Source organism: Chryseobacterium salviniae (assembly GCF_035819015.1).
Classification (GTDB): Bacteria; Bacteroidota; Bacteroidia; order Flavobacteriales; family Weeksellaceae; genus Chryseobacterium; species Chryseobacterium salviniae.
The window spans coordinates 163,065-176,147 of record NZ_JAYLAA010000039.1; the positions used below are offsets into that span (position 1 = coordinate 163,065).

Genomic DNA, 13,083 nt, shown 5'->3' on the forward strand with positions numbered 1-13,083 from the left:
AATGCAAGAAGAAATTGTACTAGGAGTATACAGAGAGAAAATTGATAAATATTTAATCAAAAATTTTATAGAGGATGAAAATCTCTATAATATAATATTGGATAATATTTCTTCGATGGAGAGACATATTGCTGAAGAAAATAAATCCTTTAAACAGATTATTCCATATCTATTTATAAAATGTAATGACGAATATTTAGTTTATAGAAGAACCAAAAAGCAAACGGAAGGAAGGTTACATGAAAAATTATCGCTTGGAATTGGAGGACATATTAATCCTATTGATACAGAATCACATAATATAATTACTGGCGGGCTTGAAAGAGAGCTTATCGAGGAGCTGGGACTTAATACTAATGACTCTTTAAAATTTATCGGTTTTATAAATGATGACAGTAATGAAGTAGGAAAAGTACATTTGGGAGTTGTTTTTAAAATGGAGATTGATAATAAAATTGATGATGTTGTCGAAAAGCAAAAGATGACATTGGATTGGTATTATATAGATCAAATATATACAGATATTGATAGATTTGAAACTTGGTCTCAAATTTTATTTCGAAATCTAATAAGTACTGAAAAATAGAATGAAAAAAATTATTAAAAGTATCCTTACGTTCTCCGTATTGTTCCTTACTGTTCAGCAGTTGGATGCGCAGAAAATCATCGTGGGCCGCGAAGTGGAAACCACCAGCGACGGCAAAATGCTGTTGGGAAGCCAGCTGAAATCAAAATTCCTGGAAGCTCCGTATTCCGAATGGTATGTGAAAGAGCATGACGAGTATGCACTGGATCAGAAAGCAATCAGCGAACTTAAAAAACACAAGATCAATTCTTACAATATGGTTGTTTTCATGGGAACATGGTGCGAAGACAGCCACAGGGATTTTCCACGCCTAATGAAAATTCTGGAGGAAGTAAAATATCCGGAAAGCAGACTTACCATTATCGCCGTAAACCGTAAAAAAGAATCGCCTACCGGGGATGAGGTACGGTACAATGTTCAGAGAGTGCCCACGATAATTGTAGAAAGATACGGTAAGGAAATCGGAAGAATTATAGAAATGCCGACGACAGGATATGTCGAAAGAGATCTTGTTGAAATATTGAAAAAAGACGACCAGTCCGTAATCAAAGAAATTTTTAATAAATAAATCTTGAAAAATTTAAAAGTAATAGTACCGTTTCTGGCAGGAGTTATTTTGATGATGATCCTGTTTTTCAGTTTCAGATCCTGTTTAAATCCGGCTGAGAAAACCGAAAAGTCAGATTATTATATTCTGACCAATCAGATCTCAAAAATGAATAAAATGGTGGTTCTGGAACAGAATACTTCTTCCATGCAAAAGACAAAAATGGGCTACGAATTTTTCGGAAAAGAAGTATCCAGCAACAGTATTATTACCTATACTAAAACCAATGCGCAGGTTTCCTATGATCTCAACAAGATGAAAATGGAAGTAGATTCCGTTAATAAAAAACTGATTATTACAGAACTGCCGGAACCTGAAATAAGAATTACGCCAAGCGTGGAAATCCAGTCGCTGGATGATTCTTTCTTCAACAGGATTTCAGAAAAAGACATTAAGAACGTTACGCAGAAAGCCAAAACCACAGCCATTAATTCCATTGATCAAAACAGGCTGAAAGGCGAAGGCAAGCAGCAGCTCATGGAAAATCTCAATAGCATTTTCGTTTTGGCAAAGGCTTTGAATTATACAATAGAAGACCAGACAGGAAAGCTGGGCATTCTAAAACTGTAAAATTTAAAGCAATGAACTCAGAAGAAAACAAAAAACAGGAATCTGCAAATACCGCAGAAACAAAAAAGCAAAACGAGGATTTTCCGAATATCCCGGCATCATCAAAGAAAACAAACCCTTCTGATGTAGACAAGGAAGACGTTCAGAAATCTTCAAAGAATAACAAATCCGGCAAAACGGATAATATCGAAGAATAAATAAAAAGGTTCCGCTTCTCAGAAGCAGAACCTTTTTTTAGAAAAAATATACAAATAAAAATCAAACCGTATAAAAATTCGCTCCGCCGTATGAATTTTATGGACTGTTGACTATTTTATCTAATTTTCAGCGAAGCGAAATTATTTTTAAATCAGACAATCGTCGATTTTCCGATTTTTACATTTTCAAAATTATAATAAGACTTTTCAGAATATTTGATGTAATCCGCAATAAAACTTCCCACTTCACTTGTTGAATAATATAGATCAGCATTCAGATCCACTGTTACATATTTATTTTCAATGGCATATTCTACAGATTGCCTTAGCCTTTCTGCAGCCTGCTCCAGTCCAAGATAATCCAGCATCATCGCTGTGCTTAAAACGGAAGCTACAGGATTCGCGATTCCCTTCCCTTTTGCCTGAGGATAAGACCCATGAATCGGCTCAAACAGAGCATTTTCATTTCCGATGGAGGCTGATGGAAGAAGACCGATAGAGCCTCCGATCACGCTCGCTTCATCCGAAATAATATCGCCGAACATATTTTCCGTTACAATAACATCAAATTGTTTCGGGTTTAAAATCAACTGCATCGCCGCATTATCCACGAACATAAAATCAAGTTCCACATCCGGATATTCCTGTGCAATTTCCTTACAGACTTTTCTCCATAATCTGGAAGTATCTAAAACGTTAGCTTTATCAATTAAAGTTAATTTCTTTCTTCTTTTTCTTGCTTCCTGAAAAGCCATATGCACAATAGGAGCAATTTCATCACGGTGATATGTACAGATATCGTAGGCATATCCTGATTCTTCATCGGTAAATTTTTCACCAAAATAAATTCCGCTCACCAGCTCCCGGAAAATCTGGATATCGGCTCCTTCAATAATTTCTTTTTTCAAAGGGCTTTTATCAATCAGGGAAGCATATGTTTTTAAAGGACGGATATTGGCAAAAAGCCCGAGTTCCTTGCGAAGTTTCAGAAGTCCCTGTTCAGGCCGAACTTTTGCATCCGGATTATGATCAAAAGAAGGATCTCCGATGGCTCCGAAAAGCACCGCATCAGATTCTTTACAAATCTGGAGCGTTTCATCCGGCAGAGGATTTCCTGTCTTGAAAATCGCTTCTGCGCCCATCAATCCGTACCTGAATTCAAAGGTATAATTAAAAGCTTCGCCAACTGCATTCAAAACTTTAGTGCTTTCATTCACTACCTCTGGTCCGATTCCGTCTCCGGGAAGAACGGCAATGTTAAAACTTGTTTTCATAAATTTTCTGTGTTTTCAATTCAAAATCCTCAATCGCCTTTTTCCTGCTGATCAGAAAATCAATATCATCATACCCGTTCATCAGGCAGATTTTCTTGTAGGAATCAATTTCAAAACTTTCTGTTTTATTATTAAAAGTAATAGTCTGTTTTTCAACATCTACAAAAATTTCTTTTTCAGGATTTTCTGTAATGCCGACCAAAATTTCCCGTAAAAAATTCTCGGAAACTTTTACCGGAAGCAACCCGTTATTCAACGCATTTCCTTTAAAAATATCCGCGAAAAAGCTGGATATAACTACTTTAAAACCGTAATCCGTCAACGCCCAGGCGGCGTGTTCCCGACTGCTTCCACAACCAAAATTATTTCCCGCCACCAGAATTTCACCCGAATATTTTGAATTATTCAATACAAAATCAGGATTCGGCTCATTCGTATGAACACTGTACCTCCAGTCTCTGAAAAGATTTTCGCCAAACCCTTTCTTATCAATACTTTTTAAAAAGCGGGCCGGAATAATCTGGTCGGTATCTATATTTTCTGCCGGCAACGGGATTGCCCGGGATTGTATCATGACTAATTTTTGCATTTTGTGCTAAATCAATTATAGTTGTAATTATTTTGTTAATTTTTAGAAGCTATTTCCCGCTATCCACTCATACTCCTCGCTCCATCGCTTTTGCCTTCACATGCTCCGGGGTAACCGTTTCTATCGGGGCTAAAAAAGTGAATGGTTAATTTCTAAAATTCACTATTCGCTATTGACAATTCACTTACTAAAAGCTTAAAAAACTAAAGTGTGTAAATCTTTGCATCTTTTGTGGTAAAAAAGTTTAGACAAGTTTTAGTAAAATTCATCAATCAGTTTTCAAAAGCCGAAATTTTCCCTTCCACGGCAACTTTAGCAGCGGTTAGCGGACTCGCAAGAATCGTTCTCGCGCCCTGTCCCTGTCTTCCCTCAAAATTCCTGTTGGAAGTCGAAACGCAGTATTCACCCTCCGGAATTTTATCATCATTCATTGCCAGACAAGCCGAACATCCCGGCTGCCTGATCTGGAATCCGGCTTCCGTAAAAATTTGGTCGAGGCCTTCCTCATATATTTGTTTGGCTACCTGTTGGGAACCCGGCACAATTAATGCGTGAACATGCTCCGATTTTCTTTTTCCTTTAATATAATTGGCTGCCGAACGGAAATCTTCGATTCTTGCGTTGGTACAGCTTCCGATGAAGACATAGTTCACTTTAATGTCAGAAAGTGCCTGTCCGGCTGTTAATCCCATGTATTTCAAAGCTTTTTCTTCGGAATCATTTTGCGGATGAGGAATGTTCTGGCTGATCGAAATTCCCATTCCGGGATTGGTTCCGTAGGTTACCATCGGATAAATGTCGGAAGCATCAAAGGTAAATTCCGCATCAAAAACGGCTCCATCATCAGATTTAAGTGTCTTCCAGTATTCCACCTTCTCTTCCCATTCTTCTCCTTCCGGAGCAAATTTTCTTCCTTTAACGTAATTGAAAGTCGTTTCGTCCGGAGCGATCATTCCGCCGCGCGCACCCATTTCGATGCTCATGTTGCAGACGGTCATTCTTCCTTCCATCGACATTTCTTCAAAGACATTTCCGGCATATTCGCAGAAATATCCCGTTCCGCCATCGGTCCCGACTTTTGAAATGATATAAAGAATTACGTCTTTCGGCTGAACATTTTTATTTAAGGTTCCGTTTACGGTAATTCTCATCGATTTAGGTTTATTCAGCAATAAGCATTGGCTGGCAAAAACCTGCGCAACCTGGCTTGTTCCGATTCCAAAAGCAATAGATCCGAAAGCGCCGTGTGTAGACGTATGGCTGTCGCCGCAAACGATGCTCATTCCCGGTTGGGTAATACCCAGCTCCGGGGCAATGATGTGAACAATTCCTTGATAAGGATGTCCCAAACCGTACAATTCGATGTTGTTTTTTCTGCAGTTTTCTGTAAGCTGCTCAACCTGGTTTCTGGAAGATTCATCCCGTATCGGCTTATCCTGATCCCATGTCGGAACATTGTGATCGGCAGTTGCCACAATCTGTTTCGGCCTGAAAACCCCTAAATTCCTGGACTCAAGTTCTGCAAAAGCCTGCGGACTTGTCACTTCATGGATCAAATGTTTATCGATGTATATAATCTGAGGTCCGTCCGGAATCGTTTCCACCACATGAGCATCCCAGACTTTGTCAAAAAGTGTTTTTTTATTCATTGTATTGCTGCAATTGAAATCCAATTCCCTATCCTATTTTTCTCGTTATCCTTTCGATAATAGCAGTTAAGTCATTATTATCGATTTCTTTTTTACGGTCAGCCATTTTTAGAAATTCCTGATATAAGAAATCAAGCTCGTTTTTAGTAACTTCAAAGCCGATATTCTTGAACCGGTAAGCCAGTGCAGAACGCCCGCTTCTGGCAGTAAGTACAATAGTTGAAGCGTTGACCCCAACTTCCACAGGATCAATAATTTCATAGGTTTCCCGGTTTTTGATCACCCCGTCCTGATGAATTCCTGAACTGTGTGCAAAAGCATTGGCTCCCACAATCGCTTTGTTAGGCTGTACCGGCATTCCCATCAGATCAGACACCAAAACACTCATGTCATTGAGCATTTTGGAGTTGACCTCTGTGTATAATTTTAATTTTTTATGTTGTTTCAAAATCATAACAACTTCTTCCAAAGCTGTGTTGCCCGCTCTTTCTCCAAGACCGTTGATGGTACATTCGATTTGTCGTGCTCCATTAATGACACCTGAAATAGAGTTGGCAGTCGCGAGTCCAAGGTCGTTATGGCAATGGCATGACAATACCGCTTTTTCAATTCCTTTTACATTTTCTTTCAGGTATTTTATCTTTTCTCCATATTCTTCAGGAAGGCAATAGCCTGTTGTGTCAGGAATATTAAGGACCGTAGCTCCGGCTTTAATAGCTTCTTCGCAGACTCTCGCGAGATAGTCATTAGCTGTTCTTCCGGCATCTTCGGCGTAAAACTCTACGTCTTCTACAAAACTTTTAGCATATTTTACTGCCTGCACCGCTCTCTCAATAATATCTTCCCTGTTAGAATTGAATTTATATTTGATATGCGAATCCGAAGTTCCGATTCCTGTATGAATTCTTGGCCTCTTCGCAAACTTAAGTGCTTCCGCCGCTACCTCAATATCTTTCTGATTGGCTCTTGTCAGTCCGCACACTTTTGAATTTTTCACCAGCTTTGAAATTTCGGAAACCGAATGAAAATCCCCCGGACTGGAAATGGGGAAACCTGCCTCAATAATATCTACCCCAAGTTCATCAAGCTTTTCCGCAATAGCCAGTTTCTGTTCCGTATTCAGTTTACAGCCGGGAACCTGCTCTCCATCCCGCAGCGTGGTATCAAAAATTTCAACTTTTTCGGAATTCATAATGAAGTATTTTACTTAATTTTGATTCAAAACTAAAAAGATGAAACGTTTATTCATTTTCGGTTTTTATAAAAATTACAATATTCAAAATATAGAAAATTGAATTTAAATTTCTGTTTATCAGCACTTTAAAATTTAAAAATTTACAATGGCAGAATTGCATAAAGATTTTTTATTCATCCTGATTAAGTCGCTTACGACTTCGGAAAAAAGGCAGTTCAGGCTGTATGTAAACCGGCTCGGGATCAATGTGGATGCAAAATTCCTGCTTCTTTTTTCTGAAATGGATAAGATGAAAGAATATGATGAAAGCATTATCATTCAGAAAAAAATTTCAACAAAACAGCAGTTATCCAATCTTAAAGCGCATCTTTACAAACAGATTCTGGTAAGTTTACGAATGAATCCAAGCCACCAAAATTACAGGATTCAGCTGCGTGAACAGCTGGATTTTGCCAATATTTTGTACCAGAAAGGATTGTATAAACAGGCTTTGAAAATTTTAGATAAAACAAAACAGACAGCTCTTGAGCTTGACGAAAAAACCATTGCTTCAGAAATTATTGATCTGGAAAAAGTAATTGAATCACAATTTATTACACGAAGTATTGAAGGACGGGCGGAAGAACTGATCCGGCAGTCTACTGAAATCAGCAGGCAAAATCATTATGCGACCGAACTGTCTAATCTTTCTTTGAAGCTGTACAGCCAAATGCTGACGCATGGTTATGTGAAAACTGATGAAGAGCGTGCTGAAATCATGAAAATTTTTGATGTGCAAATTCAGAAAATAGTTTTTGAAAAACTGAATTTTACAGAAAAATTATGGTATTTTAAGGCTCATGTCTGGAAGAACCAGCTGCTCCAGGAATATAAATACACGTTGAAATATGCCTTTCTCTGGGTAGATCTTTTTCACAGCAATCCGGAAATGATTACGAGCCATCCCGTGTGGTATATTAAAGGAAATACTTACCTCCTGAAAATCCTTTTTCTGTACGGGAATATTGATATTCTGGAAGACCGTTTTATGAAGTTTAACGAAGTGGTACATTCTTCAAGTTTTGCTCAAAATGAAAACCTGCAATCGCTTATTTTTCTGACACATTATAATACTTTGATGAATATTCACTTTGTAAAAGGTGAATTCTTTTCAGGAACTAAAATAATCCCTGAAATCGAGCTTAAAATGGAAAAGCTGCGTGATAAAATTGATGAGCATCATTTTATGATTCTGTATCTTAAAATGGCAGCTATGTTTTTCGGGAGTAAAAAGTTTAAAGAGTCGATAAAGTACGCGTTGAAAGTCATTGAATCAAAAGGAAATGTTCAGGAAGACCTGCTGTTTCATACCAGAATCCTGATTTTAATGGCAAAGTATGAATCGGGAAATGATGAAGATTACGATGATTTTATAAAAGCTACTTTAAAATTCACTAAAAAAATGAAAAAGCCGGATGAATTCCATTTTGAAAGCATCAGTTTTTTTAAAAATTTAAATAATAAAACTCCGCAGCAGCAGATTGAATCTTTTCAACAATTCGACAAAAAACTGGAACTTTTTTCCCAAAACGAATACTACAGGAGATCATTGCTGTACATTGATATTCACGGATGGGTACAATCCAGGCTAAGAAATGTAGATGTTATTGAAATTATCAAACAAAAAGTAAAATATAAAAGAAAGCTTTAAACTTTTATAACCGGTTTTTTTGACGTAGGCTTAATCATTAAAAACGGAATTCTATGATTTTTAGTATTAAATATTGCTTCAAATATGTGGGAATATAGCATTTTAAATAAAAATTCTGTATTTTTGCATCTTAAAATTTCTTAGTAAACAATGATAAAAATTACACTTCCAGACAGTAGTGTCAAAGAATTCGAAGCAGGAGTTACTCCGCTAGACGTGGCAAAATCTATAAGCGAGGGATTGGCTAGAAACACCATTTCCGCAATTGTTAATGACAGACAAGTAGAGACGACCACGCCTATCACCACGGATTCTACAATACAGCTGCTTACCTGGAATGATGATCTTGGAAAGAAAGCGTTCTGGCATTCTTCTGCGCACCTTTTGGCGCAGGCAATCCTTGAATTTTATCCCAATGCTAAGTTAACCATCGGTCCTGCCATCGAAAGCGGATTCTACTATGATGTAGATTTCGGGGACGAAAGCTTATCTGAAAAAGACTTCGAGAAGATTGAGAAAAAAGTATTGGAAAATGCTAAAAAAGGCTCAACATTCTCGTTATATCCGGTTTCTAAAGAGGAAGCTTTAAAAGTATACGCAGATAATCCTTATAAGGTAGAACTGATTTCCAATCTCAACGACGGAGAAATCACTTTTGTAACCCACGACGACTTTACAGATCTTTGCCGTGGGGGGCATATTCCGAATACAAGTATCGTAAAAGCTGTGAAAATTTTAAATGCAGCCGGAGCATACTGGAGAGGAAATGAAAAAAATCCTCAGCTGACAAGAGTGTACGGTATTTCTTTCCCAAAACAGAAAGAGCTGACCGAATATCTTGAAAGATTGGAAGAAGCTAAAAGAAGAGACCATAGAAAATTAGGTAAAGAATTAGGAATTTTTGCTTTTTCTGAAAAAGTGGGAGCTGGCTTGCCGCTTTGGCTGCCCAAAGGGACCGCTTTGAGAAGAAAATTGGAAAATTTCCTTTCTGCAGCTCAGAAAAAAGGAGGCTATGAATTTGTAATGTCGCCACACATTGGCTCCAAAGAATTGTATGTGACTTCCGGGCATTGGGATAAATACGGTGCAGACAGCTTCCAGCCAATCAAAACACCGAATGAAGGTGAAGAATTCATGCTGAAGCCGATGAACTGCCCGCATCACTGTGAAATTTATAAAACTTCACAATGGAGTTACAGAGATTTACCAAAAAGATATGCAGAATTCGGAACGGTTTACCGATATGAGCAATCGGGAGAACTTCACGGATTGACCAGGGTTCGTGGATTTACTCAGGATGATGCGCACTTATTCTGTACCCCAGATCAGTTGTTGGGAGAATTTGAAGCGGTAATCGATTTGGTATTGTATGTTTTCAGATCGTTAGGTTTTGAAGATTTTGTTACCCAGGTTTCTTTGAGAGATCCTGATAACAGAGAAAAATATATCGGTTCTGATGAGAACTGGGAAAAAGCAGAAAATGCAATCATCACCGCAGCAAAAAACAAAGGTCTGAAAACTGTTGTTGAGTATGGTGAAGCCGCATTCTACGGTCCGAAACTTGATTTCATGGTGAAAGATGCGTTAGGAAGAAAATGGCAGCTGGGAACGATTCAGGTAGACTATAACCTGCCGGAGAGATTTGATCTTCACTACATAGGTAACGATAATGAAAAGCACAGGCCGGTAATGATTCACAGAGCCCCGTTTGGTTCTATGGAACGTTTTATTGCTATTTTGCTTGAAAACACCGCAGGAGACTTCCCTCTTTGGCTAAGCCCGGATCAATTTATTATTCTTCCCATCAGTGAAAAATATGCAGATTATGCTAAAAAAGTTTCAGAATTTTTAGAAAATCACGATATTAGCGGTCAGATTGATAACAGAAACGAAAAGACCGGGAAAAAGATCCGTGATGCGGAATTAAATAAAATCCCATTCATGCTGGTTGTAGGAGAAAATGAAGAAAAAGATGGCACAATTTCTGTAAGAAGACGGGGTGAAGGAGACCTGGGCGTAATGAATTTAGAAGATTTCGTTTCTTATTTCAAAAAAGAATCTGCGATATAAAAATCAAAGATTTAAAATTCAGAATTAAAATAAATTTTTGAGTTCTGAATGACAATTAAATTAGAATTAACCAATAAAATTATAATACAATAGCACAAAGATTTAACAACAGGGGCCCACAGAGACGTCCGGTACAGGAGGACGCTCACTTGATCAACGATAAAATTCGTGTGAGAGAGCTTCGTTTAGTGGGCGATAACGTAGAGCCGGGAGTATATCCTACAGAAAAAGCAAAACAGATTGCCCAGGAGCAGGAACTGGATCTGGTGGTGATTTCTGATAAGGCTGAACCGTTTATTGCTAGAGTTTTGGACTATAAAAAGTTCTTATACGAGCAAAAGAAAAAACAGAAGGAACTTAAAGCCAAGCAGGTGAAAGTAGTAGTGAAAGAAATTCGCTTCGGACCTCAAACCGATGAACACGACTACGAGTTTAAGAAAAAGCATGCTGAAAAATTCCTTGAAGAAGGTTCAAAGCTAAAAACCTACGTATTTTTTAAAGGACGTTCGATTATCTTTAAAGACCAGGGAGAAATCCTTCTTTTAAAGCTTGCCCAGGAACTGGAGCACGTTGGAAAAGTAGACCAGCTTCCTAAGCTTGAGGGAAAAAGAATGATTATGATGATGAGTCCTAAAAAACCGGCTAAATAATCAATAGCAGGGATCATTTGATCCGAAAAACATATCAACTGTAAACCGCTTCTTTACTGAAGCGGTTTTATTTTGAATTGTACTTTTTATTTTTTGTTATTTTGCATTCTGATCTTAAAAAGCTTAAGAAATTTATTATAATTCAATTCCATGAAAGCAGGGTATCATTCCTTTTTCTTATTCATCCTGATTGTTTTTGCGCTGGGCTGTTATTACCATTACCCTTTTCTTTCTGATGACAGTTTAATATCGCTTCGATATGCACAGCGTTTTATTGAGGGAAAAGGACTTACCTGGAACGACGGACATCCTGTAGAAGGCTATTCCAATCTGTTGTGGATTCTCATGATTTCTCTTTTAGGAAAATTGGGAATGAATCTTATCCTTGCAGCAAGAATATTGGGAATTGCATGTTCAGTAGGGACGCTTGCCGTAATCTTTTCTTATTTTACAACAAAAAATATAAGGAAAGAATACGTTTTTGCCGCTATATTTCTATTGGCGACCACACCGTGTTTTACGGTTTGGGCGATTGGCGGACTGGAGCAGCCGCTCTACATTCTTCTGCTTACGCTCACTTTAGTTAAAGTTTCAAAGATCATTAACGATAAAAATAAAACAGCCATTTACTTTCTGGCTTTGTGGCTCGGTCTTTTGGCAATTTCAAGGCCGGATGGTTTTCTGTTTACCATTTTAACAACATTATTTTTAGGAGCTGCTTTCAGAAAGAACAGAAAATATCTTATCCTGATTTTTATTTTCGCAGGTGTTGTTCCGGCTTTATTTTTATTGGGTCAGCTTATTTTCAGGTATCAGTTTTATGGAGAACTGGTTCCGAATACAGCGTTGGTTAAAGTGAAAATAACTTTACATCATGTTTTACGGGGTGGCTTTTATATTTTTAAAGCTTTTTTCGGAACATTATTATTGTCTGCTCTTGGACTGTACTGTTTATTTTATCTCGCTTATAAAAAGAAAAATCTTTTCGGGTTTTACTTGTTGCTAAATATTGCAGCATGGACCGCTTATGTAGTTACAGTTGGCGGTGATATTTTTCCGGCTTTCCGTCATTATTACGTAGTGTTAATTTTATTAATTTTTGCGATTATTTTAGGGTTAAATGAAATGCAGTTCAGCTTTAAAACAAAAAGCATTCAAACAGGATATATTGTTATTTTGCTGATTAATCCTTTTATCCAGCTGCTGATTCCTGATAATCAAAATGCAATTGACGAACGCTGGGAATTCCGCGGGATGAAACTTGGGGAAACATTAAAAAATACATTTCCTGAAAATACTTTGATCGCTGTTACCGCTGCCGGATGTATTCCCTACTCGTCTGAGCTTCCAACCGTTGACATGCTTGGCTTAAATGATTACTACACGCCCCGCCATCCACCAAAAAATTTTGGAACCGGAATGCTGGCTCATGAATTGGGCGACGCCAATTATGTACTCGGAAGAACCCCGGATATTATTATTTATCACATGGGTACTGCTCCCCGATTTAATGTGGGAGATCAGATGAAAACCCATCCGGTTTTTATTACTCATTATGTTGAAGTTCTTGCCCGACAAAGTAATGACGAACATATTTTATACTTTAATAAATATGGAAAAAGTACCGGAATCAGAAGAGAAGAAAATAAAATTGTCATTCCGGCTTACCTTATAAGCTCAGATACACATAATGAAAGCATTTTTAAAGGTAAAAAATTACTGAAGCATCTTGAGAAGGGAAAAATCTATATTCTTTCTTTAAAAAACCCTGATAATGAACAATGGGAAATTAGCAATTCGGCTACCAGCTTATTTTCTACCGAGCCTACAATAAGTTATGAAAATGATACAATGATCATTACTGTTATTCCGAATAAGGAAATATTTTTAGAAAGTCTGGAATTGCAAAGGAAATATTAATAATTTTTTGTAATTTTGCACCCTATTATTTCCGGGAATCTACGGAAACCGATAACAGATATTGATAACAAAACAATAAAAAGCAA

12 protein-coding genes are annotated in these 13,083 nt (G+C 37.5%); 8 read left to right on the forward strand and 4 right to left on the reverse strand.

Annotation, left to right across the window (positions count from 1 at the left end):
- Window position 1: 1 nt before the first annotated feature.
- Genes SOP96_RS11035 through SOP96_RS11050 form a run of 4 tightly spaced genes read left to right on the forward strand, consistent with a single transcriptional unit; the run spans window position 2 to window position 1,960 of the window.
- A complete protein-coding gene (locus SOP96_RS11035) occupies window positions 2–586 on the forward strand; it encodes a hypothetical protein (RefSeq protein WP_326320990.1) in 585 nt (194 codons plus the stop codon).
- 1 nt (window position 587) lies between these two features.
- Window positions 588–1,154 carry a TlpA family protein disulfide reductase gene (locus SOP96_RS11040; protein WP_326320991.1) on the forward strand — a complete coding sequence of 189 codons (567 nt, stop codon included), beginning with the start codon at window positions 588–590 and terminating at the stop codon, window positions 1,152–1,154.
- 3 nt (window positions 1,155–1,157) lie between these two features.
- Window positions 1,158–1,763 (forward strand): DUF4230 domain-containing protein, encoded by a 606-nt coding sequence (locus SOP96_RS11045; RefSeq protein ID WP_326320992.1) that lies wholly within the window; start codon window positions 1,158–1,160, stop codon window positions 1,761–1,763.
- Window positions 1,764–1,774: 11 nt separating this feature from the next.
- Complete coding sequence (locus SOP96_RS11050) at window positions 1,775–1,960, forward strand: hypothetical protein (protein WP_326320993.1); 186 nt, start codon at window positions 1,775–1,777, stop codon at window positions 1,958–1,960.
- A gap of 152 nt (window positions 1,961–2,112) precedes the next feature.
- On the opposite strand, the gene leuB is transcribed toward SOP96_RS11050, so the two are convergent.
- The 4 genes from leuB to SOP96_RS11070 all read right to left on the reverse strand — a co-directional run bounded on the left by leuB (window position 2,113) and on the right by SOP96_RS11070 (window position 6,664).
- Window positions 2,113–3,234, reverse strand: a complete 1,122-nt coding sequence (gene leuB, locus SOP96_RS11055; protein ID WP_326320994.1) for a 3-isopropylmalate dehydrogenase — start codon at window positions 3,232–3,234, stop codon at window positions 2,113–2,115.
- Complete coding sequence (leuD, locus tag SOP96_RS11060) at window positions 3,218–3,823, reverse strand: 3-isopropylmalate dehydratase small subunit (protein WP_326320995.1); 606 nt, start codon at window positions 3,821–3,823, stop codon at window positions 3,218–3,220. Before leuD ends, leuB begins: the two co-directional genes overlap by 17 nt.
- A 272-nt stretch (window positions 3,824–4,095) precedes the next feature.
- The gene (gene leuC / locus SOP96_RS11065) at window positions 4,096–5,472 is read right to left on the reverse strand and encodes a 3-isopropylmalate dehydratase large subunit (protein WP_326320996.1); all 1,377 of its coding nucleotides are present in this window, start codon (window positions 5,470–5,472) and stop codon (window positions 4,096–4,098) included.
- Between the two features lie 28 nt (window positions 5,473–5,500).
- Entirely contained in the window at window positions 5,501–6,664 is a 1,164-nt protein-coding gene (locus tag SOP96_RS11070) for a 2-isopropylmalate synthase (protein ID WP_326320997.1), read from the reverse strand.
- A gap of 148 nt (window positions 6,665–6,812) precedes the next feature.
- Between SOP96_RS11070 and SOP96_RS11075 the strand changes: the two genes are divergently transcribed.
- From SOP96_RS11075 to SOP96_RS11090, 4 genes are all read left to right on the forward strand, one after another.
- Window positions 6,813–8,357 carry a hypothetical protein gene (locus tag SOP96_RS11075; protein ID WP_326320998.1) on the forward strand — a complete coding sequence of 515 codons (1,545 nt, stop codon included), beginning with the start codon at window positions 6,813–6,815 and terminating at the stop codon, window positions 8,355–8,357.
- A 150-nt stretch (window positions 8,358–8,507) separates the two neighbouring features.
- Window positions 8,508–10,427 (forward strand): threonine--tRNA ligase, encoded by a 1,920-nt coding sequence (gene thrS, locus SOP96_RS11080; protein ID WP_326320999.1) that lies wholly within the window; start codon window positions 8,508–8,510, stop codon window positions 10,425–10,427.
- A 149-nt stretch (window positions 10,428–10,576) separates the two neighbouring features.
- Window positions 10,577–11,077 (forward strand): translation initiation factor IF-3, encoded by a 501-nt coding sequence (infC, locus tag SOP96_RS11085; RefSeq protein WP_326321000.1) that lies wholly within the window; start codon window positions 10,577–10,579, stop codon window positions 11,075–11,077.
- Between the two features lie 150 nt (window positions 11,078–11,227).
- On the forward strand, window positions 11,228–12,997 hold the full coding sequence (locus tag SOP96_RS11090) for a glycosyltransferase family protein (RefSeq protein ID WP_326321001.1): 1,770 nt from the start codon (window positions 11,228–11,230) through the stop codon (window positions 12,995–12,997).
- The last annotated feature ends 86 nt before the right edge of the window (window positions 12,998–13,083 follow it).

Bases quoted from the DNA above. Each gene is read 5' to 3' on its own strand.
- SOP96_RS11035 (WP_326320990.1), top strand. From the start codon at position 2: ATGCAAGAAGAAATTGTACTAGGAGTATACAGAGAGAAAATTGATAAA.
- SOP96_RS11040 (WP_326320991.1), top strand. From the start codon at position 588: ATGAAAAAAATTATTAAAAGTATCCTTACGTTCTCCGTATTGTTCCTT.
- SOP96_RS11050 (WP_326320993.1), top strand. From the start codon at position 1,775: ATGAACTCAGAAGAAAACAAAAAACAGGAATCTGCAAATACCGCAGAA.
- leuB (WP_326320994.1), bottom strand. From the start codon at position 3,234: ATGAAAACAAGTTTTAACATTGCCGTTCTTCCCGGAGACGGAATCGGA.
- leuD (WP_326320995.1), bottom strand. From the start codon at position 3,823: ATGCAAAAATTAGTCATGATACAATCCCGGGCAATCCCGTTGCCGGCA.
- leuC (WP_326320996.1), bottom strand. From the start codon at position 5,472: ATGAATAAAAAAACACTTTTTGACAAAGTCTGGGATGCTCATGTGGTG.
- SOP96_RS11070 (WP_326320997.1), bottom strand. From the start codon at position 6,664: ATGAATTCCGAAAAAGTTGAAATTTTTGATACCACGCTGCGGGATGGA.
- SOP96_RS11075 (WP_326320998.1), top strand. From the start codon at position 6,813: ATGGCAGAATTGCATAAAGATTTTTTATTCATCCTGATTAAGTCGCTT.
- thrS (WP_326320999.1), top strand. From the start codon at position 8,508: ATGATAAAAATTACACTTCCAGACAGTAGTGTCAAAGAATTCGAAGCA.
- SOP96_RS11090 (WP_326321001.1), top strand. From the start codon at position 11,228: ATGAAAGCAGGGTATCATTCCTTTTTCTTATTCATCCTGATTGTTTTT.